Genomic DNA, 20,914 nt, shown 5'->3' with positions numbered 1-20,914 from the left:
TGACCCGAAACGGCCCCGGGCCGCGCGGGCGGACACTAGCGTCAGCGGTGATGATCTCGCGTCGCGGCCTGTTGCTGCTGAGTCTGATGTGCGGTGCCGGCGTGCTGTGGTCGGCCGGGCTGATCGGCGCCCTCGCGTTCGGCACCCGTCCGGTGACCATCCCGATCGCGGTCGGGTTCTCGGCGATCCTGACGGTGCCGGCGTTCGCGGCCGGGATCCTGGCGAACCGGCGCGGCTTCCAGACCCGCCAGCCCCGACGGTTCTGGAGTCTGGCGTCGTGGGTGCCGCCGCACGTGCCGGTCTGGGCGGCCCTCGCCGCCGCGGCCGCGTTCTTCGGATTCTGGGTGGCGCTGGTCTGGGCGTTCGTAGCTCTGGACGGCACGCCCGGCCAGCGGGACGGGAAGTACGTGCTGGAGGATAACGATCAGGTGGTCGAGGTGAGCCGGGCGGTGTACGAGCGGCAACTCGACCACGAGACGCAGATCTCGCTGGCGGTGCTGGGGGCGTTCGCGGTCGGCGGGACGTTCCTGTGCGCGGCCCGCGCGACCGCCCACGAGGAGCCCTGAACCTCCCTCCCCCGCGATCTCGAACGTCTCACCACCGCTCCGCACCTCCCGCGACCTCGGACGTCCCACCACCACTCCCCACCTCCCCGCGACCGCCCCACCTCCCGCGACCTCGGACGTCCCACCACCACTCCCCCGCCTCCCCGCGATCTTGAACGTCTAGTCACCTCCACGAGTCTTTTGCTCGACTGGCCGCCGTCTGACGTCAAGCACCGCATCTGGTGAACCGCCGCCGAGACGCGGGGCATATGGCGTTGAAATCGCCTTTTGTCCTCACGTCGGCATCTCATCAAGCCCGTTTTGCGCGCTTTGACCGGCAGCTTTGCGCGATCTTGGTGAGTTGCCCACCTCGGGAGGTGGTCAACTCACCAAGATCGGCCCCGCCGCCCTTCCCTCGGTTGAGGGATTGCGGAAATGGGCGCGGACAGCCAAGAAAGAGGCTCCTACGGTGGCGAAACGTTCAAGATCGCAGGTGGTGGAGCACCTGCCGTGCGGGGAGCGCCTGATGTGCCGGTGGGGTGCCCGCCCCGCGAGTGAGGGCCCGCTGTACCGATGGAACGCCTGCCCCGCGAGAGAGGGCCCGCTGTGGCGGTGGAGTGCCTGCCCTGCGGGTGGGGGCCCGCTGTGGCGGTGGGGTGCCTGCTGTGCGGGTGGAGCGCCTACCGTGAGGTGGTGGACGACGACGTGCTCGCCAGGGCCGCGCGGATCGCAGCGGACTGGCTGGAATCGCTGGACGTGCGGCCGGTCGGCGAGACGGCCGGGCTGGAGGAGTTGCGCGAGCGGCTGGGCGGGCCACTGCCGGACGGCCCGGTGGATCCGCTGACCGTGGTCGAGGAACTGGCCGCGGCCGCCGATCCGGGGCTGATCGGCAGCCCCGGTGGGCGGTACTTCGGGTTCGTCATCGGCGGTGGGCTGCCGGCCGCGGTAGCCGCCGACTGGCTCACCACGGTCTGGGATCAGAACGCCGGGCTCTACGCCTGTTCGCCGGCGGCGTCGGTGGCCGAGGAGGTGGCCGGTGAGTGGCTGCGGGAGTTGTTCAGGTTGCCGGCCGGCAGCTCGTACGCCTTCGTGCCCGGCTGCCAGAGCGCGCACCTGACCTGTCTGGCGGCCGCCCGGCACCACGTGCTTCGCCGTGCCGGCTGGAACGTCGAGGAACGCGGGCTGGCCGGGGCGCCCGCCGTGCGGATCGTGGTGAGCGCGCGGCGGCACACCACGATCGACCGGGCGCTGCGGTTGCTCGGATTCGGTACGGCGTCGCTGACCGTGGTGCCCGCCGACGCCGCGGGCCGGATGGACGTGGCGGCGCTGCGGAATGCGCTGCACACCGGTGGGCCGGCGATCGTCTGCGCGCAGGCCGGCGAGGTGAACACCGGCGCCTTCGACGACCTGTCCGCGATCGCCGACGCGACCTCGGCCGCCGGGGCGTGGCTGCACGTGGACGGGGCGTTCGGGCTGTGGGTGCTGGCCAGCCCCCGGTTGCGGCACCTCGCGGCCGGGGCGGAACGGGCCGATTCGTGGGCGACCGACGCGCACAAGTGGCTGAACGTGCCCTACGACAGCGGGATCGCCTTCTGCGCCCACCCGGAGCCGCACCGGGCCGCGGTCAGCACCACGGCCGATTACCTGGTGCAGAGCGGTCCGGACGGGCCACGGGACCAGATCGACTGGACGCCCGGGTTCTCCCGGCGGGCCCGCGCCTTCCCGGTCTACGCGGCGCTGCGGTCGCTGGGCCGGCGTGGCGTCGCCGACCTGGTGGAGCGCTGCTGCGGGCACGCCCGGACCTTCGCGGCCGGGCTGGCGGACGTCCCGGGTTGCGAGGTGCTCGGCAAGGTCGTGATCAACCAGGTCCTCTTCCGCTTCGGCGACGACGACACCACCGACCGGGTGCTCCGGCACGTGGTCGACAGCGGCGAGGCGTGGCTGAGCGGCACCATGGCGGGCGGCCGCCGCGCCATCCGCCTGTCCGTGTGCAACTGGCGCACCAGCGCCGACGACATCGAACGAACCCTCACCGCCTTCCGCCGCGCCGTAGCCGCCACTTAGCCGCCACCGGCTGAGACACCCCGCACGACCCCCATCGGAACGCACGAAGACGTCAGCGACTCCGGGCGACTCCCGCACCGGAAGGGATGCGACGGCAACCCGGAAGCGAAATGACGGGGCCGAGGTAAGCAGGGGCGAGCTGACGGCGACAAGGCGACCCGACGCGAGACGACGGCGACAAATAACCGGGGTGAGATGACGGGGACGGCGGTCAGGTCAGGGCGATGAAGAAGTCGGCGATCGTGGCGGTGGCGTCCAGGGCGCCGGACGGTGGGTCGAGTTCGAGGAGGCGTTCGGCGGCCGCGCCGGGGCCGGTCGCGCCCGGCCACTGGTGACCGGCCCCGGCGACGCTGACCAGCTCGATCACCCGGCCGCCGGGGCAGTCCGCGGTGGTCGTGGTCACCGCGCCCGTGATGCGCTCGGCCGGTGGTGGGCAGCCGGCCCGGTCGCGCCAGCCGGCGACCAGATCGGGCACCGGTGGGCCGTCGATCCGGATGGGGACGCGGCCGGTGCCGTCGTTGTCGCGCTTTCCGGGGCCGCCGGACCACGGCACGCTGTGATCCTCCGTGCCGTGTATGTGGATCACCGAGACCGGGGCCGGGGACGGGCAGTCGCCGATCACGATCCCGGCGACCGGGGCGATCGCGGTGACCACGGTCGAGTCGCAGGCCAGGCGGTAGGCCATCATCGCCCCGTTCGACATGCCGGCCGCACGCACCCGGGCCGGGTCGATCGGCACACCCCGGCCGGTCTCCGCGACGACCGCTTCGAGGAAGGCGACGTCATCGACGCCGTCGCGGGTGGCGGGGCCGCAGCAGCCGGGTCCGGCATTCCAGCTGCGGTTCACCCCGTCGGGGTAGACGACCACGAAACCGTCACGGTCGGCGCGGGCATCCCACCCATACGATCTCTCGGCCTGCGCTCCGCTGCCCGCCCCACCGTGCAGGACCAGCACCAACGGCACCGGCCCGTCGGGAAGGGCGACCGGACGATACGTCCGGTAGGCCCGCTCCCGCCCATCGACCGTGATGGTGTGCGCGTGACTGCCGTCGGGCAGCTCCGGCCGGGCCGGACGGGTGCAGGCGGCGACCGGCAACAACAGCAGCAGCGCGGCGAAAAGCCGCCACGGTTCGGACATGCCCGCATCCTCGGCCGCGAAGGTCTGGATCCGGTAAAGGTGCGGTACGAACCCGGCCAGGATCCGTGGCGTGCTCACGAACGCCGGGTACGGTCGAGGTCCGCGGGTGGCCGCCGAGGGGGAGGCCACCCGCACGCACCCACCCGTGGAGGACCGATCCCGGGTCCAGTCCCGGGGGGGGTCCACCGTGTCCAGGCGGAGATTCGTTGCCCCCACGGCGGAGACGGTGCAGAGCCTTCGATGAGCGATGAGGGGAAGCGGATCCGCCTCTGGTCCGTCGTCGCCGAGGCCGGGGCGCTCGCCACGGCCGGGCCGCGGGCGAAGGTGCACGGCGAGGCGGGCGACCTGTTCGCCATCGGCCCCGCGGGGACCGTGGTGATCACCGGTGGCGTGCGCACCGCCGAGGACCTGACCGTCACCGGGCCGTTCGCGCGGCTGGTCGAGGGGCGGCTGACCGGCGGCGACGCCCTGCCGGTCCACGTGTTCGCCCGCCTGCCCGACGGTTGCCTGGCGCTGGGCACCGCGCGGGTGACCGACCTGGCCCGCCGCCGGGGTGTGCTCCAGCGGGCCGGTCTGCGGCTCTACACCCCGCTGCCGCAGCACCTGCTGGATCTGGCCCGCCCGGACGGCCCGCCTGCCGGGACCGACTGGCTGGACCTGCTGCCCGGCGATCCGATCGGTGCGCTGCGGGGGTTCGTCGCCGACTGGTACTCCGACGTCCCGCCCGCCGCGCCGGAGCCGGCCGACGGGCTGCCCGGGCCGTTGCGCGCGTTCCACGAGGCGGCCGCCGGGCGCCCGGAGGTGTCCGGCGGCGCGCTGCGTGTCCTGCCGGGGCCGCCGGCCGCCGGGCCGGACCGGACACTGGTGTTCGGCACGGCCTCGGACGGCACCTTCGATCTGCTGATCGAACCCGGCCTGGAGGATCCGCCGGTCTATTACCACGGGCTGAGCGATCAGCCGCTGCGCGAGCGGGAGCGGCTTTCCGCGTACCTCATGATGTCGAGTTTGACCCGTGCGGCGATGGACCGGGGCGGTGGCATGGCGTTCGTCGACCGGGCCCAGGCCCGGCGGATCGTGGCCCCGCTGCGCCGGGTGCCGCTGCGGCCGATGCGCTGGCCGTGCGCGCGGTCCCGGCTGTACGCGGGGCCGGACATGGTGGCGCTGGTCGGCGAGGACGACGCCGACTGGCTGGAGGTCTACGTCGGCGTCCGCCATCGCAAGGCCCTGCGCCGGCTACGGAGGCTGGGCCTGGACTGGGCCTCGCTGGAGGACTGAGTCATTCGCTGATCGCGTCGATCAGGTCGCCGACCGGACGGTCCGGCAACGCCCGGGCCACGTCGGCGACCGCGACGATGCCGACCAGCTGGTGGCCGTCGATGACCGGGAGGCGGCGCACCCTGTGCTGGGCCATGGTGCGCAGGATCTCGGCCGCGTCGTCGTCGGCGCCGACGGTGACCGGCTTGCCCTGCGCGAACTCGCCGGCCGTGCAGTCGGCCGGGTTACGTCCCTTGGCCAGCGCCTTCACCACGATGTCCCGGTCGGTGAGCATGCCGTGCAGCCGGTTGTCGGCGCCGCAGATCGGCAGGGAGCCGACGTTCAGGTCGGCCATCTTGCGGGCCGCCTCGGCCAGCGACTCCTTCTCACCCGCACAGGTGACGTCCGGGGTCATGATCTCGCGGGCGGTCGCCATGGGAATTCCCTTCTTTCGCCGCAACAGTGTCGTAACACGGCGTACCCGCTTCAGAGCGAGGCAATCGTCGATGCGACTTCGTCGACGAGCTCCCGGGCCAGGAAGCCGATCCGGCCGTAGCGGGGGGCCAGGCGCAGGCCGCTGACCGCGTGCGCGTAGGCGCCCCAGCAGGCGGCCTGTGCCGGATCGGCGCCGCGGCCGAGCAGTCCGGCCACGATGCCGGCGCGGACGTCGCCGCTGCCCGAGGTGCCGAGGCCGGCGTGGCCGCTCTCCTCACGCCAGGCCGGGCCCTCGGGAGCGGCGATGTGGCCGAAGAGCGAGACCACGGCGTGATGGCGTTCGGCCAGCTCGCGGGCGGCCGCGGCCAGATCGTCGCCGGGTTCGCGGCCGAGCAGGTGGGCGGCCTCGACCAGGTTCGGGGTGAGCACGGCACGGCGGCGGTCGAGCAGGCCGGGTTCCTTGCTGAGGGCGCCGAGGGCGTACGCGTCGAGGACCAGGGCGGTCTCCTCGGGCGCCCGGGCCAGGACGGCGCGCATCAGGCGTACGGTGTGGTCGACGTCGTCGAGGCCGGGCCCGAGGGCGATCACGTCCGCGCTGCCGGCCAGCCCGAGGATCTCGTCGGTGGGCGCACCGTCCGGCGCGAGACCCACCACTTTGGCCTCCGGGACCGCGATGCTCAGGGGGACGGCGGACTCCGCGGCCACCGCGAGCTGCAACCGCCCGGCGCCCGCGCGCAGCGACGCGACCCCGGCCAGCAGGACCGCGCCCGGGGTGCAGCGGGCGCCACCGACGACCAGCACGGTGCCGCGGGACTCCTTGCCGCCCTGCGGATCCGGCAGGGGCCAGTCCCGCAGCAGCGCGGGGGTGATGACCTGTTCCTCAGACCGGTTCGGCATTGACGTCCTCCTGCCGGGTCGGCGGGGCGCCGTGGTGGCGCAGGTGCTCGACCGAGTTGAACAGGACGGGTTCCAGGCGGTCGCCGGATCGGGCCCAGGTGCTGACCGAGCAGTTGGCTATGGTGGTGCCGTGGGCGATCGCCATGAGCTCCGCCTCGCTGAGCCGCTCGGCCAGGTAGCGCACCATGAGCACGGTGGCCTCGTGGGCGACGAGCACGACCCGGCCGCCGGGGTGGTCCTCGCCGATCTCGCGGAGCAGGGCGCGCAGCCGCAGCAGCACGTCGGCCCACGACTCGCCGCCGGGTGGCCGGTAGTAGAACTTGCCGAGCCGTTCCCGGCGGCGCGCCTCGCCGGGCAGCCGGGCCTGTACGCCGCGCGCCGTGAGCAGGTCGAGAACACCGAGCTCACGGTCGCGCAGCCGCTCGTCGACGACGATCTCGGCCGGGATCGAGCCGAGCGCGATCTCCGCGGTCTGCCGGGTGCGCAGGTAGGGCGACACCACGGCGAGCCGCGGTTGCTGCCTCGCCAGCCAGTGGCCGACCGCCTCGGCCTGTTCCCGGCCGGCCGGGGCGAGCGGCACGTCGGCGTCGCGTTCCGGGATGTCGATCAGCTCGGCGCCGCCGGCCTCGGCGTTCTGAGCGGTGACGTTACCGGTGCTGAGGCCGTGCCGGACGATTGCGAGCCAGTCCAATCGGTGCATGCCGGGGCCTTACCCGGTTCCGGGGAGGGCTACCCGCGTGGCGCGGACGTGCTCATGGCGCGTGCGGCGGACCAGGCGTTCGAATCCGGCATCGAACCGGTGACAGCCGTGCGAGAAACTCGACAAACTCAACTGATTTAGTAGACAAGGAGGGTGTTGGTCGGGCAGGCTGCGCCGCATGGATCCGATCATGGTGCTCGCCGGCCTGGGAGTCGGCATCATCGTCGGGCTCACCGGCATGGGCGGTGGCGCCCTGATGACGCCCATCCTCGTCCTGCTCTTCGGCGTGCACCCGGTCGCCGCCATCTCCAGCGACCTGGCCGCCAGCGCGATCATGAAGCCGTTCGGCGGCTGGGTGCACGCCCGCCGCGGCACGGTGAACTGGCGGCTGGTGGCCTGGCTGTGTGCCGGCAGCATCCCCTCCGCCTTCCTCGGCGTCCTGCTGCTGGACATGTTCGGCAGCGACGAGAGCATCCAGCACGCCGTCAAGATCGCTCTCGGCGCGGCGCTGCTGCTGGCCGCCGCCGGCATGCTGCTCAAGGCCTGGACCGGGCGCCGCAACGCGGACCGCCCCGTCGCCCCGATCACCGTCAAGCCCGTCCCGACCGTGCTGATCGGGATCATGGGCGGCCTGGTGGTCGGCCTCACCTCGGTCGGCTCCGGCTCGCTGATCATCGTGGCGCTGCTGGCGCTCTACCCGACGCTGCGCGCCAACGACCTGGTCGGCACCGACCTGATCCAGGCGGTGCCACTGGTCACCGCCGCGGCACTGGGCCACGCCTTCTTCGGCGACCTCCAGCTCGACATCGCCGGCGCGGTGATCCTCGGGTCCATCCCGGGCGTGCTGCTCGGCTCCCGGATCTCGTCGCGGGCGCCCGGCGGGCTGGTCCGGTCCGCGCTGGTGATCGTGCTGCTGGCCAGCGCCCTCAAGCTGTTCGACCTGCCCACCCTGGTGGTCGGGGTGGTCGCCGGCGTGGCGATCCTGGTCGCCGTCGGCATCGGCCTGCACGGACGGGCCAACCGGCAGAAAGAGCTGGCCGAAGCCGGCATCAGCTAATACCTCCCCGATCGGCTGCCGATGTGAGGCGGCGTCGAATCTCGGGGAGTACGGATGAACGTGCGGCAGAAGCTGCTCGGAGGCTATCTCCTGGTGGCCCTCATGGTGGCGGCCACCGCGCTGATCACGTGGCAGACCACCGCGTCGTCGGCCGAGCGGGCCGCCGCGCAGGAGGCCGCCCGGCTGGCCCGGGGCGTCGCCATGGACATCGCGCTGGGCCTCTCGGTCGACTCCGAGGGCGAGGTGCCGGAGCCGCTGTACTACAGCCCCGAGGCGCTCGGCAACTACCTCCACCGGATGCACGAGATCCAGCACCGCGACGCCGTGGTGGTGGACTCCGGCAAGTACATCCTCGGCGACGTCGTCACGGACAACATCGCGTCGGTCTTCGACCACGACCTCGGCAACGAGGTCGGCAGGACGATCGACGACGGCAAGTCCCGCGTCTTCGTCGAGACCAGCGTCGACTACCCCGACGGCATCAAGCAGGTCGTGGTGCCGTTGAACACCAAGGCCGGCAAGACGATCGGTGCGGTCATTCTCGAGTACACCCCGATCTACGAGCAGATGATGGATGCCACCCGGACTGCCCAGATCATCACCATGGTCAGCTCCGCCGTGGTGATCCTGCTGGTGCTCGCCCTCGGCTTCGGGCTGTCCGGCTCGCTGATCCGCCGGATCACCTCGCTCACCGCGGCGGTCCGCACCATCCGTACCGGGGACTACTCGCTGCGGATGCCGCCGGACGGCCGCGACGAGATCGGGCGGCTGGCCCGCGCCTTCAACTCGATGGCCGAACAGCTGGAGCTGTCGGCCCGGGAGATCCTGGCCAAGGAGTACACCGACAGCATCCTGGCCAACGCCGGCGAGGGCATCTGCGGCATCGACCCGGCCGGGAGGATCACCTTCGCCAACGAGGCGGCCGGGGGGATCACCGGCCTCGGCGTCGCCGGGCTGCTCCAGCGGGCGGCCACCGTGCTCTTCCCGGAGGCGGCCGACGGGCTGACCAGCGGCATCCGGGAGGGCCGTCTGCTGCGCCCGGACGGCACCACGGTCCGGGTCGAGTACAACGTCAGCTCCCTGGAGAAGGCGGGCCGGCCGATCGGCGCGGTCGTCGTGCTGCGCGACGTCACCCGGCAGCGCGACCTCGAACACGACCTGCGCCACCAGGCCCTGCACGACGGGCTCACCGGGCTGCCCAACCGCAAGCTGCTGCTCGACCGGCTGGACCACGCGCTCAACCGGTCCCGATCCTCCGGCGAGCACATCGCCCTGCTCTACCTCGACCTGGACGGTTTCAAGCGGGTCAACGACAGCCTCGGGCACAACGCCGGCGACCTGCTGCTGCGGACCGCGGCGGAACGGCTGAGCTCCGTCCTGCGCCCGCACGACACGGTGGCCCGGCTCGGCGGCGACGAGTTCGCCGTCCTGCTCGAGGGCGCCACCCCGCCGGTGGTGGAGATGCTGGCCCGCGCCTGTCTGGACGCCATCGCCCGGCCCTTCGTGGTGCACGGACGGGAGGCGGTGGTGACGGTGAGCGTCGGCGTGGTCCCGGACGCGGCCCGCTACACCGACGCCGACGAGGTGATCCGCAACGCCGACGTCGCCATGTACGCCGCCAAGGACCTGGGCAAGAACCGGTTCATGGTGTTCGAGAATCGGATGCACGAGCAGCTGCTCACCCGGCTCGACCAGGAGAACCGGCTGCGCGAGGCGGTGCACCGCGGCGAGTTGCGGCTGCACCTGCAACCGGTGTTCGCGGTCCAGGAGGGCCGGGTGGTCGGCGCCGAGGCGCTGGTCCGTTGGCAGGACCCGTTCCGCGGGCTCCAGCAGCCGGGCTCGTTCATCCCGCTCGCCGAGGAGACCGGCATGATCATCGAGATCGACCGGTGGATTCTCCTCGAGGCCTGCCGGACGCTGCGCCACTGGCAGGTGGAGAGCCCGTGGACCGCGCCCGCCTGGGTCAGCGTCAACCTGTCGGCCGCACACCTGGACCTGCCCGACCTCACCGACCACGTGGCGTACGCCCTGGCCACCACCGGGCTCTCCCCGCAGTGCCTGGTCCTGGAGCTCACCGAGACGGTGATGATGCGTGACGTGGCGGTCACCTCGGCCCGTCTCCAGGAGCTGCGCGAACTCGGCGTACGGATCGCCATCGACGACTTCGGCACCGGCTACTCGTCGCTCGGCTACCTCCGCGACATCCCGGTCGACGTGCTGAAGCTCGACCGCTCGTTCATCACCGGGCTGGTCGGCAACGGCCGCCAGCAGGAACTGGTCAGCGCCATCGTGCAGCTCGGGCACACCCTCGGCCTGCGGGTGGTGGCCGAGGGCGTCGAGGACGCCGACGAGCTGAACCTGCTCACGGTGATGGGCTGCAAGTTCGTGCAGGGCTACCACCTGGGCCGCCCGGAACCGGCCCACCAGCTCTACGAACGGCTAACCACCCCGGCCCTCCACAGCTAGCCGGAATGGAATCGGCCACCGCCCACCCGGGCAGGCGGGTGAGCGGTGGCCGTGATCGGGTGCTGAGCCGGATCGGCGCCGGGGTGGAAGGGGTCCGGCGCCGACCCGGGGGTCAGCGTGAGCCGAGGATCAGCTCTGCACGAAGACCGAGACGGTCCGTGCGGGGACGGTGAGCGTGCCGGTCGCCGCCGCGAAGGACGCGGAACGGGTGACCGGGTCGGCCGAGGCCCGCTGCACCGGGTGGAGGGCGACCTTCTTACCGGCCAGCGCGGGCACCTTCTGGGTGGCCGCCGTGGTGCCGGCGTTGAAGACGACCGTGATCGACTTCCACTGACGGTCCACGCCGCGGGCGTCGATCGTCATGGTGATCACGCCAGGGGTCTCGTTCAGGCCGGACAGCGGGAACGACACCCGCTGCCGCACCTGCGAGCCGGTGGCCAGACCGAACGCCGGGCTGGACTTCCGGATCCTGAGCAGCTCCTGGTAGAGGTTGTTGGACAGGTTCATCGAGGCGCAGTCCGGCACCAGGGCCGGGTCGGCCAGCAGCGGCTTGGCGTAGGCGTACTTCGACTCGTTGTCCGCCTTGGGCGGCAGGCCCCGGCCGAAACCGTTGCCCTGCGTGCAGTCCCAGATGATCTGGTTGAACCAGTCACCCGAGTTGAACGAGTTCCGGTCCAGCGACTTGGAGCGCAGGATCTCGCTGCCCGCGGTCACGAAGCCCACACCCTGCCCGAGCACCGTGGTGGCCAGCGCCACCGACTGCGCCCGTGCCCGGTCCGCGGCCGTGGTGGCCTGGGGCAGCTTGTACGCCAGCGCGTCGTACAGGATCTCGTTGTCGTGCGCGTCGACGTAGGTGATCGACTCACCGGGGTCGACCGTGTAGCCGGCCGGCGCCCCGTTGTAGTCGACCTGCGAGCCCTTGACGGTCGCGCCGGACGAGTCGGTGAACGTGTAGTCCGCCAGGTTGCCGGTCAGACCGACCTTGATCAGGTCCTGGTAGTGCAGCAGGCGCGCCTTCTGCTCCGCCGCGGTGCCGTTGACCGCGTCGCCGTTGGGGGCGCCGGCCAGGCCGGACGCGAAGCCCTGGATACGCGGGTTGTTGTCGAACGGGCCGCCGCCACGGACCGCGTCCCGGAGCCGGTCGTTGAACACGCCGATCCCGGTGCCGCCCATGTTCAGCTGGGTGGCCTGGATGAAGCGGGCGTCGTTCGCCACCTCACCGAAGTTCCAGCCCTCGCCGTACACATAGATGTTCTTGCCGTCGACGCCGTCCCGCGCCAAGGTCAGCTTGTCGAGGGCCTTGCGCACCGCCAGGATGTTCGCCTTCGGGTGGTGGCCCATCAGGTCGAAGCGGAACCCGTCGACCTTGTACTGCCTGGCCCACGTGACGATCGAGTCGACCACGAGCTTGCCCATCATCGCGTTCTCCGGCGCGGTGTTGGCGCAGCAGGTGGAGTTGGCGACGGTGCCGTCCTCCAGGAGGCGGTGGTAGTAGCCGGGCACGATCTGGTCGAGCACCGACTTGGCGTCGGTCCCGGCGGCCGAGGTGTGGTTGTAGACGACGTCCATGACCACCCGCAGGCCGGCCTGGTTGACCCCGGCGACCATGGAACGGAACTCCTTGGTCCGGTCGTCGGGCGAGACCGCGTAGCCACCCTCCGGAACCGTGTAGTGCAGCGGGTCGTAGCCCCAGTTGTAGCCGTCGGTGGCGGCCACCGCGGCGATGCAGGCCTGCTGCTCCTCCGAGTCGGCGGGCAGCGACGCCAGGTCACAGGCGGGCTGCTGCTGGTCGGCGCGCTTCTCCGGGATGGTGGCGAAGTCGAACGCCGGGAGCAGGTGCAGGTGGGTGACCCCGGCCTTCGCCAGCTCCTTCAGGTGCTTGGTGCCCTCCGACTCGACGGTGAAGGCGCTGAACGTGCCCCGCTTCTCCGGCGCCACCGAGGCGTCGGCGATCGAGAAGTCCCGGACCGACAGCTCCGAGATCTGGATCTTCGCGGGAGCGGTCGCCGCCGGCTTCCTGAGGCCCGCCCAGCCGGCCGGCGCGAGCGCCGGGTCGGACAGGCTGACGAAGCGGCTCCGGGTGGAGTCGGCGGTCAGCGCGACCGCGTACGGGTCGGTGACCGACGCCGTGACCAGCTTCTGCGCGGCCGGCTGCCACGCGGTGACCCGGAACTTGTAGTACTTGCCGGCCCAGTCGCCGCGGCCGGACCAGACGCCGGTGCGGTCGTCGCGGGTCAGCTCCACGAGGGTCGGGGAGACCTGGCCGGCGGTGTCGTAGACCTCGAGCTCGACGCTGCGGGCGGTCGGCGCCCACACCGCGACGCTCGCCTTCTTCCCGCTGACGACCGGGCCGAGGGTGGCGCCGGTCGCGGAGCCGTAGACGTCGTCGAGGACGCCGGAGAGCTGGACGCCGGTGGCCGAGAGCAGCTTGCCGGCGGCGTCGCGTTCGGTGACCACGACCTGGCTCTGGAGAACCGCTGCAAGATCTTTTTTGGAGGTACGGAACGCGCCGTACTGCCAGAGGTGCGGGAACGCCTCACGCTGGGCCTCGGTGAGACCGTCGCGCTGTGCCTGAAGAGACACGGTCTCGTACGTCCCGGTCAGCTCGCCGTCCTTGACGCCGATCCCGCCGGTGGGCGACCAGACCAGGTCGTAGACCTTGCCGTCGGTGCCCGCCCCGACCGGTTCCAGGGTGGTGCCGGTGCCGGTCTTCCAGGCGATCGTGCCCCGGTCCAGCCAGACCGCGGCGGACTTGGTCACGTCGGCCACGCCACCGCCGCCGGCGGTCTTGACCAACGGCAGCAGGCGGGTCTCCTGACCGGCCAGCAGCCAGACCTCACGGCCGGCCTTGGCGAAGTCGAGGGACTGGTCGCTCGGCAGGTCCTTCTCGTCGCCGCGGTGGATGATGTAGCTCAGCGAGGTCGCCCCGGCCGCGAGCGGCACCTCGAAGACCGCGCCGTAGCTGTCGATCCGGGCCGGGAGCAGCGGGCTCGACCAGTCGGTCGGGTTCGCGGCGCCGGACCAGACGTGCATGCCCCAGCCGTCGTAGTTCCCGTCGGCGCGGTTCCAGTGGACGACCGCCCTGGTGGTGTCCTGCGCCGGGTCGGGCTCGCCGGTGGCGGCCTGCCGGGAGGTGTAGACCTTGGCGTCGCCCTGCTTGACCCAGATCTCCGGGTTGTCGCCGACGTCGATGCTTCGGTCCGCGTCGACGTCCTTGTCGCCGTCGTCGTCGACCACGATGAACCCGACGCTCTTCGCGCCCGGCTTGAGCTTCACGTAGGCGAAGCGGCCGTACGAGTCGGCACCGGTGAACTGCTGACCGTTGGGCCAGCTGGTGGACATGGACGGGTCGATGTCGCCCCACACGTACAGATTCTGGTCGTCGTACTCGCCGTCCGGCCGCTGGTAGTGCACGACCGCGTAGCCGGCGGTGGAGGTGGCCTCCGGGGTGCCGACGGTGATGCCCGCGGTCGAGGACGCGAGCCGTCCCCTGCTGTCACGCACCACTGCCTTGTACCGCACCGGAGTGTCCCCGGCCAGCCCGGTCAGGTCGTGGTAGACGCGGTAGGGCGCCCGGTCCGCGGTGCCGAGCAGCTTCCATTCGCCGTTGCCGGCCTGGGCCGCGAAGGTCACGGTCGACAGCGGGTCGCCGACGACGTCGGCGACGATCTCGGCGCGGGTGGCGACCGAGGCGTCCGGCTTCGGGCCGCTGATGCTCACGGTCGGAGCAGCGGCGGGTACGGCGATCGCGTTCCCGGCCTTGAAGACCACGGAGGACAGCGCCGGAACCGTGATGGTGATCTTGCCGGAGGAGTCCGAGGTCACCGCCGTGGCGCCGCCGTAGATCCCGGTGAACGTGGCGTTCGGCGTGGACGTGGCGAAGCTGACGGTCTGCGTGGTGGTGGCGTTGTTGGACGCGACCACGTACTCGCCCCGCTTCGACCTGTCCAGGCGGGACGCCGCGAAGACGCCCTGGCCCTCGGCCGCGTACCGGGTCACCTGGACGCCGGTGACCAGCGCCGGGTTCGCCTTACGGAGCTTCGCGAGCGCCGCGATGGTCTGGTAGACCGGGTGCGCCGGGTTGTAGTTGTCCACCGCGTGGGTGCGGTCGGTGCCGATCAGGTCGTCGTCCAGGTAGTCCGCGCTCTTGCTCGCGTACAGGTCCTGGCGGGCGTCCTTGTCACCGCCCGGCCCGGTGAAGCCCTGCTCGTCACCGGAGTAGACGACCGGCTGGCCCCGGGTCAGGAACATCAGCTCGTGGGCGAGCTGGTCGCGCTTGAGCTGGGTGTCGGCGGTCGCCGCGGCGGCGATGAAGGAGCCGATCCGGCCCATGTCGTGGTTGCCGAGGAAGGTGGGCAGCCGGTCGGCGCCGGTGTTGCGGGCGGTGTAGAGGTCGTCCTTGGCGTACAGGGCGGACAGCGCGTCGGCGCCGCTGTTGCCGGTGACGAAGCCGCGCGCCGCCTCCTGGAAGGAGAAGTCCAGCGTGGCCGGGAGCCCGCCCTCGCGCACGTAGGTCGACTGGATCTCCTGGTCGGCGGTGTAGACCTCGCCGAACATGAAGAAGTCGTCCTTGCCGGCCTTCTTGGCGGCCCGCTCGATGCCGGGCGCCCACTGCTGCCAGAACTCCATGTTGGAGTGCTTGACGGTGTCCAGGCGGTAGCCGTCGATGCCGGTGTCGGCGATCCAGTCCGAGTAGATCTCGGTCATGCCCTCGACCACCTCGGGACGCTCGGTGAAGAGGTCGTCGAGGCCGACGAAGTCGCCGTACTCGCTGTTCTCACCGGCGAAGGTGGAGTCGCCGCGGTTGTGGTACATGTTCACGTCGTTGAGCCAGGACGGCTTCTTGACGGTCCGGTCCGCGGTGCTGCCGAAGACCGGGGTGTACGGGTACGACGTCGCGTCGGTCTCCGGGAACGTCGGGGAGTTCGCGTAGTTGCGGTCCTCGAACGGCTGCCCGTCGGTGTCGGTGTACGGGGAGTCGGCCTTGTCGACGTACGTGGTGGTGTTCTCCGCGTACTTGATGACGTCCGCGGTGTGGTTGACGATGATGTCCAGGTAGATCTTCATGCCCCGCTGGTGCGCGAGCTTGACCAGCTTCTTCAGGTCCGCGTTGGTGCCGAAGTGCGGGTCGACCTGGGTGAAGTCGGTGATCCAGTAGCCGTGGTAGCCGGCCGACACGTCGGCGCCGGCGCCCTGCACGGGACGGTTCTTGAAGACCGGGGCGAGCCAGATGGCGGTGGTCCCGAGGCCCTGGATGTAGTCCAGCCGGTCCATCACGCCTTTGAGGTCGCCACCGTGGTAGAAGCCCTTGTCGGCGGGGTCGAAGCCGGTCGACAGCCGGTCGCCGGAGAGCCCGCCCCTGTCGTTGCGGGCGTCGCCGTTGGCGAACCGGTCCGGGAGCACGAAGTAGAACTGCTCACCGGAGGACGGGTTGTCCGAACCCCACTTCGCGATCACCGCGTCGCTGGGAACGGAAGGAGCCGCGACGGCAGCGGAGGCCGGCACGGCAACGAGTGGGAGGAAGAGGCTGAGCAGAGCGGCGCCCAGCCTCGTACGGCGGTGTATGGATTTTCTCGGTGCCACTGCGCGCACCCTTCCGATTCGGTGGTATCGGATCGATTGTTATATATTTCCAGGCACCGCCCCGGCGTGGACGCCGCCCGATCGACTCCGTAGGGTGATCATGGAGCGGCCCACAGATCCGGGGCACGTTTCATCGAACGATCAACCTGTATCGCTCTTGTTGCCGGGACGTTAGCAAGGTCTTACATAGAATGGAAGACCTTTCAGGACCATGCCGAGCAGACAGCAGACCCGTAGAGTGAGACCATGCGTGCGCGAATGGCCGATATCGCCAAACAGGCCCAGGTCAGTGAGGCGACGGTGTCGCGTGTCATTGACGACCGCCCCGGCGTCTCAGCTGAAACCCGGCAAGCGGTTCTGACCGCACTCGACGTGCTGGGGTATGAACGACCGGAAAGATTGCGCAAGCGCAGCGCCGGCCTCGTCGGCCTGGTCGTCCCCGAGCTGGACAACCCGATCTTCCCGGCTTTCGCCCAGGTGATCGAGTCCACGCTGGCGCAGCACGGCTACACGCCGGTGCTGTGCACCCAGTCGCCGGGCGGCGTCACCGAGGACGAGTACGTGGAGATGCTCCTCGACCGGCAGGTCTCCGGCATCGTCTTCATCTCCTCGCTCGCCGCCGACACCACCTCGGACCGCTCCCGCTACCAGCGCCTGCTCGACCGGCCGCTGCCGATCGTACTGGTCAACGGCTATGCGAAGGAGCTGGAGGCGCCGTTCGTCTCGTGTGACGACCGGGTCGCCGGCGAGTTGGCGGTCACCCATCTGGTGGCGCTCGGGCATCGCCGGATCGGCATGATCTCCGGCCCCAACCGGTTCATCAACACCCAGCGCAAGCTCGAAGGCTACCGCAACGCCATGAAGCGCGAGGTGGGCCTGAGCGACGCCGAGGTGGACGAACTGATCTCGCTGACCCTGTTCGGCGTGGAGGGCGGCGAGGTGGCCGCCGACCGGCTGCTGACCAAGGGCGTGACCGGCATCATCTGCGCCTCGGACATGATGGCGCTCGGCGCGATCCGGGCCGCCCGGCGGCGTGGCCTGCGGGTTCCGGAGGAGGTGTCGGTCATCGGCTTCGACGACTCGGCGCTGATCCCGTTCACCGACCCGCCGCTGACCACGCTGCGCCAGCCGGTCGCCGCCATGGCGGTGGCCGCGGTCCGTTCCCTGGTCGACGAGATCAACGGGCACGGCGCGCCGCACTCGGAGTACCTTTTCCACCCCGAGTTGGTGGTCCGTAACTCGACGGCGATCGCTCCGATGCGCTCGGAGGTTTCCGTCACCGTCGCCTGACCGAAAATCGTGCGGATGGCGGCCGGGCCGCCGTCCGCACGATGAGAGAGCGTTCTCCCGGATGCGGGAAAGACGTCCAGGCGCCTACCGGAATCGGTAGACGCCTGGACGGAATTCGTTTAGCGAATCAGCCCTTCGTGCCGCCGGCGGTAAGGCCGGACACGAGATGCTTCTGAGCGAAGAGGAATACGATTCCGGCCGGGATCGTGACCAGAATGGCCGCGGCGGTCAGGTATTCCCACTGCGGATTGAACTGGGGCACGAACTGGCGCATGCCGTAGGCCAGGGTGAACTTCTTGTCGTCCTGGATGAAGGCCGACGCGTAGGCCACCTCGCCCCACGCGGTGAGGAAGGTGTAGAAGCCGGTCACCGCGATCGCCGGGCGGGCCAGCGGCAGGATCACCGTCCAGAACGTACGGAACGGGCCGCAGCCGTCCAGCGACGCCGCCTCGTCGAGCGAGTTCGGGATCGAGTCGAAGTAGCCCTTGAGCATCCAGGCACAGAACGGCACCGCGATGGTCAGGTACGCGATGACCAGCGACGGCAGCGTGTTGATCAGGCCCAGGTTGGCCATGATCGTGTAGATCGGCACGATCAGGATGGCCACCGGGAACATCTGGGTGACCAGGAAGACCATCATCAGCGACCGGCGGCCCGGGAAGTTGAACCGGGACAGGGCGTACCCCGTGGTGGCCGAGAAGAAGATCCCGAAGAGCATCGTGAGCGCCGCCACCAGCACCGAGTTGAGGAACCAGATCGGGAAGTTGGTGTCGAACAGCACGTACTCGTAGTTGGCCAGGGTCGGGTCCTTGACCAGGGTGAGCTCGCTGCTCTGCACGGCGTACCCGGGCTTGAAGGAGGAGAGCAGGACCCAGGCGATCGGGCCGATCGCGATGAGCGACGCCACGATCATGGTGGTGTGCAGCCCGATCGAGGCGGCGATGCTACGCCGGCCGCGCCGCGGCTTGTTGACCCGGGCCGGGCCGGACGGCGACGCCGGGGCGTCCGCGATCGGCGGAGTGGTCGTCATCTGAGCCATGTCACCAAACCTCGCCTTGCTTGCGCAGCACCCGCCGGTAGAACACCGAGAAGACGAGCAGGATCGAGAGGATCAGCACGCCGTACGTGGAGGCGAGCGAGTAGTTGCGGAGACCCTCGAAGGCCGCCCGGAACGCGCCGGTCACCAGGATCTCGGTCTGGCCCGCCGGCTGCCCCTCGGTCACCAGGAAGATGATCGGGAACATGTTGAAGGTCCAGATGGTGCCGAGCAGGATCACCGTCATGCTGACCGGGCGCAGGCCGGGCAGGGTGATGTTGCGGAACCGCTGCCACGGCGTCGCCCCGTCGATCTCGGCCGCCTCGTAGAGCTCGTCGGAGATGCTCTGCATGCCACCGAGCAGGGCCACCATCATGAACGGGACACCGAGCCAGATGTTGGTGACGACGGCCGTGAACATCGAGGTCCAGCGGCTGTCGAACCAGGCGACCGGATCGACGCCGATCCACCCGAGCATCGAGTTGATCACGCCGAAGCGCTCGTTGAAGAGGAACTTCCAGGCGAAGGCGCTGACGAACGCGGGGACCGCCCAGGGCAGCACGAGCAGCACCCGGTAGAGACCGCGGAACCGCATCTGCCGGTTGATCATGACGGCCAGGCCGAGGCCGAGACCGTAGTGGAAGGCCACCCCGACCACCGTCCACACCAGGGTGTTGGCGGTCCACATCCAGAACTCGCCGACCTTGCCGGTGAGGACGTTGAGGTAGTTGTCCAGGCCCACGAACGACCAGGCGTTCGGGTTCTCCTTGCAGACCTCGCCACCGGTGATGGACTTGGTGCAGATCTCGGCGAGCTGGTTGGCCTCGGTCTGGTTGGTGAACGAGATCCAGAAGCCGTTGATCAGGGGATAGAAGATCAGAATCGCGAGGACGAGGACGACGGGCATGACCATCGCCCACGCCGACCAGTTCTTGTCCCAGCTCTGCCGCAACTTGGTCGGCAGTCCGACGCGGCCCGGCGCCGGGTCGGCGGTCACAGTGCTCATCAGCTGTGCTCCAGGGGAACGACGGCGGGCGCCGGCCCTCGGAGGGCCGGCGCCTGCTTCAATCGGTCAGTTGGTGGCGTACGAGGGGACGACCTCGGCCTTGTACTTCTTGGCCACGGCGTCCAGCGAAGCCTTGGCGTCCTTGTTCTGGATCAGGACCTCGGTGGCCATCTGGTCGAGCGGGCCGAAGAACTGGCCACCCTCCGGGATCCACGGGCGGCTGACGGCGGCCTCGGCGACCGGCTTGAAGGCCGAGACGACCGCGTTGCTCTTCACCGACGCGACGTCGTAGGCCGACTTGCGGGTGGGCAGCAGGCCCAGCTTGCCGGCGAGGAACGCCTGCGACTCGGCGGAGTTCAGGAACTTGACGAACGCGACGGCGGCGGCGGCCTTCTCCTGCGGAACACCGGACCAGATCACGTAGTTGTGGCCACCGATCGGGGCGCCGGCCTTCGCCGAACCGGCCGGGACCGGGGCGATGCCGAGGTTCTCGACGCCACCGAAGGCCGGGGCGGTCTTGATGTTGTTGACCTCCCACGGGCCGTTGACGATGAAGGCGACCTTCTTCTCCTTGAAGAGGGTCATCATCGTGCCGTAGGAGTCGGTGGCCGACGGCTTGACCGAGGCGCCGCTGGCGATCAGGTCCTTCGCGACGTTGAGGCCGGCGACGTTCTGCTCGGAGTTGACCACGATCTTCTTGCCAGTGGTGTCGACCAGGTCACCGCCCTCGCCGTACATGAACGGCAGGGCGAAGTAGCCGGCCGCGTTGACGTACAGGCCGTCGACGCCGGTCTTCTGCTTGACGGCCTGGGCCGCGGTCTTCAGCTCGGCCCAGGTCTTCGGGACCTCGATGCCGGCCTTCTGCACCAGCTCCTTGTTGTAGAGCAGGGCGAGGCTGTCGGTGACCTGCGGGACGCCGTAGGTCTTGCCGTCGAACTTGTTGGACTCCATCGGGGCGGCCAGGTAGTCCGACTCGTCGGCGAGCAGCTCGGAGCCGTCCAGCGAGTACAGGTAGCCCAGGGAGGCGAACTCGGGAACCCAGGCGACCTCGGCGCGGAGAATGTCCGGCGCGCCGGTCTTCGCGGCGGCGGCGGTCTTGAACTTGTTCTGCGCCTCGGCGAACGGCACCGACTGGTAGTTGATCTTGACGTTCGGGTACGTCTTGTTGAAGTTCGCGATCAGCTCCTGGAAAGCCGGGCCCTCGTTCTTCGCGTCCGAGGTGTCCCACCACGTGAGCTCAGCGGACAGGGAAGCCGGGTCGGCCGCCTTGGTCTCCGTGGAGCCCGACTTCTCCTCGCCGCAGGCGGCGATCGTGAAGGCGAGGGCGACGGAGGTGAGAGCGGCGAGTCCCTTGTTTATGCGACGCATGTTGCGCTCCTTGAATACCTGCTGGGGTTCGACCGGACGGTAGCAAGAAGTTTCGGGCTTAGAAACCCCTTGCGA

The 20,914-nt window shown here is 70.3% G+C and carries 14 protein-coding genes; 6 read left to right on the top strand and 8 right to left on the bottom strand.

The window, feature by feature from the left end:
* Positions 1 to 50 precede the first annotated feature (50 nt).
* Together IEZ13_RS39220 and IEZ13_RS39215 are read left to right on the top strand one after the other, a co-directional pair.
* Entirely contained in the window at positions 51 to 566 is a 516-nt protein-coding gene (locus tag IEZ13_RS39220) for a hypothetical protein (protein ID WP_183226582.1), read from the top strand.
* Between the two features lie 672 nt (positions 567 to 1,238).
* Entirely contained in the window at positions 1,239 to 2,609 is a 1,371-nt protein-coding gene (locus IEZ13_RS39215; protein ID WP_229795600.1) for a pyridoxal phosphate-dependent decarboxylase family protein, read from the top strand.
* Between the two features lie 211 nt (positions 2,610 to 2,820).
* Here the strand turns inward: IEZ13_RS39215 and IEZ13_RS39210 are convergent, their stop codons facing one another.
* Positions 2,821 to 3,825, bottom strand: a complete 1,005-nt coding sequence (locus IEZ13_RS39210; RefSeq protein ID WP_203834061.1) for an extracellular catalytic domain type 1 short-chain-length polyhydroxyalkanoate depolymerase — start codon at positions 3,823 to 3,825, stop codon at positions 2,821 to 2,823.
* 162 nt (positions 3,826 to 3,987) lie between these two features.
* On the opposite strand from IEZ13_RS39210, the gene IEZ13_RS39205 reads away from it, so the two are divergent.
* Positions 3,988 to 5,022: a hypothetical protein gene (locus IEZ13_RS39205; protein ID WP_183226584.1), complete on the top strand. Its 1,035-nt coding sequence runs from the start codon at positions 3,988 to 3,990 to the stop codon at positions 5,020 to 5,022.
* 1 nt (position 5,023) lies between these two features.
* Here IEZ13_RS39205 and IEZ13_RS39200 read toward each other — a convergent pair whose 3' ends face one another.
* The 3 genes from IEZ13_RS39200 to IEZ13_RS39190 are packed head-to-tail and all read right to left on the bottom strand — an operon-like array spanning position 5,024 to position 7,033.
* Complete coding sequence (locus IEZ13_RS39200) at positions 5,024 to 5,437, bottom strand: CBS domain-containing protein (RefSeq protein WP_183226585.1); 414 nt, start codon at positions 5,435 to 5,437, stop codon at positions 5,024 to 5,026.
* A 50-nt stretch (positions 5,438 to 5,487) separates the two neighbouring features.
* Entirely contained in the window at positions 5,488 to 6,333 is an 846-nt protein-coding gene (locus IEZ13_RS39195; protein ID WP_183226586.1) for an NAD(P)H-hydrate dehydratase, read from the bottom strand.
* Positions 6,317 to 7,033 (bottom strand): histidine phosphatase family protein, encoded by a 717-nt coding sequence (locus IEZ13_RS39190; protein ID WP_183226587.1) that lies wholly within the window; start codon positions 7,031 to 7,033, stop codon positions 6,317 to 6,319. Before IEZ13_RS39190 ends, IEZ13_RS39195 begins: the two co-directional genes overlap by 17 nt.
* Before the next feature lie 178 nt (positions 7,034 to 7,211).
* Here IEZ13_RS39190 and IEZ13_RS39185 point away from each other — a divergent pair, with 178 nt between their 5' ends.
* On the top strand, positions 7,212 to 8,090 hold the full coding sequence (locus IEZ13_RS39185; RefSeq protein WP_183226588.1) for a sulfite exporter TauE/SafE family protein: 879 nt from the start codon (positions 7,212 to 7,214) through the stop codon (positions 8,088 to 8,090).
* Positions 8,091 to 8,144: 54 nt separating this feature from the next.
* Positions 8,145 to 10,556, top strand: a complete 2,412-nt coding sequence (locus IEZ13_RS39180; protein WP_183226589.1) for an EAL domain-containing protein — start codon at positions 8,145 to 8,147, stop codon at positions 10,554 to 10,556.
* 129 nt (positions 10,557 to 10,685) lie between these two features.
* Here IEZ13_RS39180 and pulA read toward each other — a convergent pair whose 3' ends face one another.
* A complete protein-coding gene (pulA, locus tag IEZ13_RS39175; protein ID WP_229795598.1) occupies positions 10,686 to 16,061 on the bottom strand; it encodes a pullulanase-type alpha-1,6-glucosidase in 5,376 nt (1,791 codons plus the stop codon).
* Between the two features lie 324 nt (positions 16,062 to 16,385).
* Between pulA and IEZ13_RS39170 the strand changes: the two genes are divergently transcribed.
* Complete coding sequence (locus tag IEZ13_RS39170) at positions 16,386 to 17,429, top strand: LacI family DNA-binding transcriptional regulator (RefSeq protein WP_183226590.1); 1,044 nt, start codon at positions 16,386 to 16,388, stop codon at positions 17,427 to 17,429.
* Positions 17,430 to 17,556: 127 nt separating this feature from the next.
* On the opposite strand, the gene IEZ13_RS39165 is transcribed toward IEZ13_RS39170, so the two are convergent.
* From IEZ13_RS39165 to IEZ13_RS39155, 3 genes are all read right to left on the bottom strand, one after another.
* A complete protein-coding gene (locus IEZ13_RS39165) occupies positions 17,557 to 18,468 on the bottom strand; it encodes a sugar ABC transporter permease (protein ID WP_183226591.1) in 912 nt (303 codons plus the stop codon).
* 1 nt (position 18,469) lies between these two features.
* Complete coding sequence (locus IEZ13_RS39160) at positions 18,470 to 19,471, bottom strand: carbohydrate ABC transporter permease (RefSeq protein ID WP_183226592.1); 1,002 nt, start codon at positions 19,469 to 19,471, stop codon at positions 18,470 to 18,472.
* A gap of 66 nt (positions 19,472 to 19,537) precedes the next feature.
* A complete protein-coding gene (locus IEZ13_RS39155) occupies positions 19,538 to 20,839 on the bottom strand; it encodes an extracellular solute-binding protein (RefSeq protein ID WP_183226593.1) in 1,302 nt (433 codons plus the stop codon).
* Positions 20,840 to 20,914 lie beyond the last annotated feature (75 nt).

This window comes from Actinoplanes campanulatus (assembly GCF_014647795.1).
Classification (GTDB): Bacteria; Actinomycetota; Actinomycetes; order Mycobacteriales; family Micromonosporaceae; genus Actinoplanes; species Actinoplanes campanulatus.
Note: the sequence above shows the minus strand (reverse complement) of the source record. Positions and strands in the feature narration are given on the sequence as shown.

Coding starts and splice junctions, on each gene's coding strand:
- IEZ13_RS39155 (WP_183226593.1), bottom strand. CDS start 20,839: ATGCGTCGCATAAACAAGGGACTCGCCGCTCTCACCTCCGTCGCCCTC.
- IEZ13_RS39190 (WP_183226587.1), bottom strand. CDS start 7,033: ATGCACCGATTGGACTGGCTCGCAATCGTCCGGCACGGCCTCAGCACC.
- IEZ13_RS39185 (WP_183226588.1), top strand. CDS start 7,212: ATGGATCCGATCATGGTGCTCGCCGGCCTGGGAGTCGGCATCATCGTC.
- IEZ13_RS39205 (WP_183226584.1), top strand. CDS start 3,988: ATGAGCGATGAGGGGAAGCGGATCCGCCTCTGGTCCGTCGTCGCCGAG.
- IEZ13_RS39200 (WP_183226585.1), bottom strand. CDS start 5,437: ATGGCGACCGCCCGCGAGATCATGACCCCGGACGTCACCTGTGCGGGT.
- IEZ13_RS39170 (WP_183226590.1), top strand. CDS start 16,386: ATGCGTGCGCGAATGGCCGATATCGCCAAACAGGCCCAGGTCAGTGAG.
- IEZ13_RS39160 (WP_183226592.1), bottom strand. CDS start 19,471: ATGAGCACTGTGACCGCCGACCCGGCGCCGGGCCGCGTCGGACTGCCG.
- IEZ13_RS39180 (WP_183226589.1), top strand. CDS start 8,145: ATGAACGTGCGGCAGAAGCTGCTCGGAGGCTATCTCCTGGTGGCCCTC.
- IEZ13_RS39165 (WP_183226591.1), bottom strand. CDS start 18,468: ATGGCTCAGATGACGACCACTCCGCCGATCGCGGACGCCCCGGCGTCG.
- IEZ13_RS39195 (WP_183226586.1), bottom strand. CDS start 6,333: ATGCCGAACCGGTCTGAGGAACAGGTCATCACCCCCGCGCTGCTGCGG.
- IEZ13_RS39220 (WP_183226582.1), top strand. CDS start 51: ATGATCTCGCGTCGCGGCCTGTTGCTGCTGAGTCTGATGTGCGGTGCC.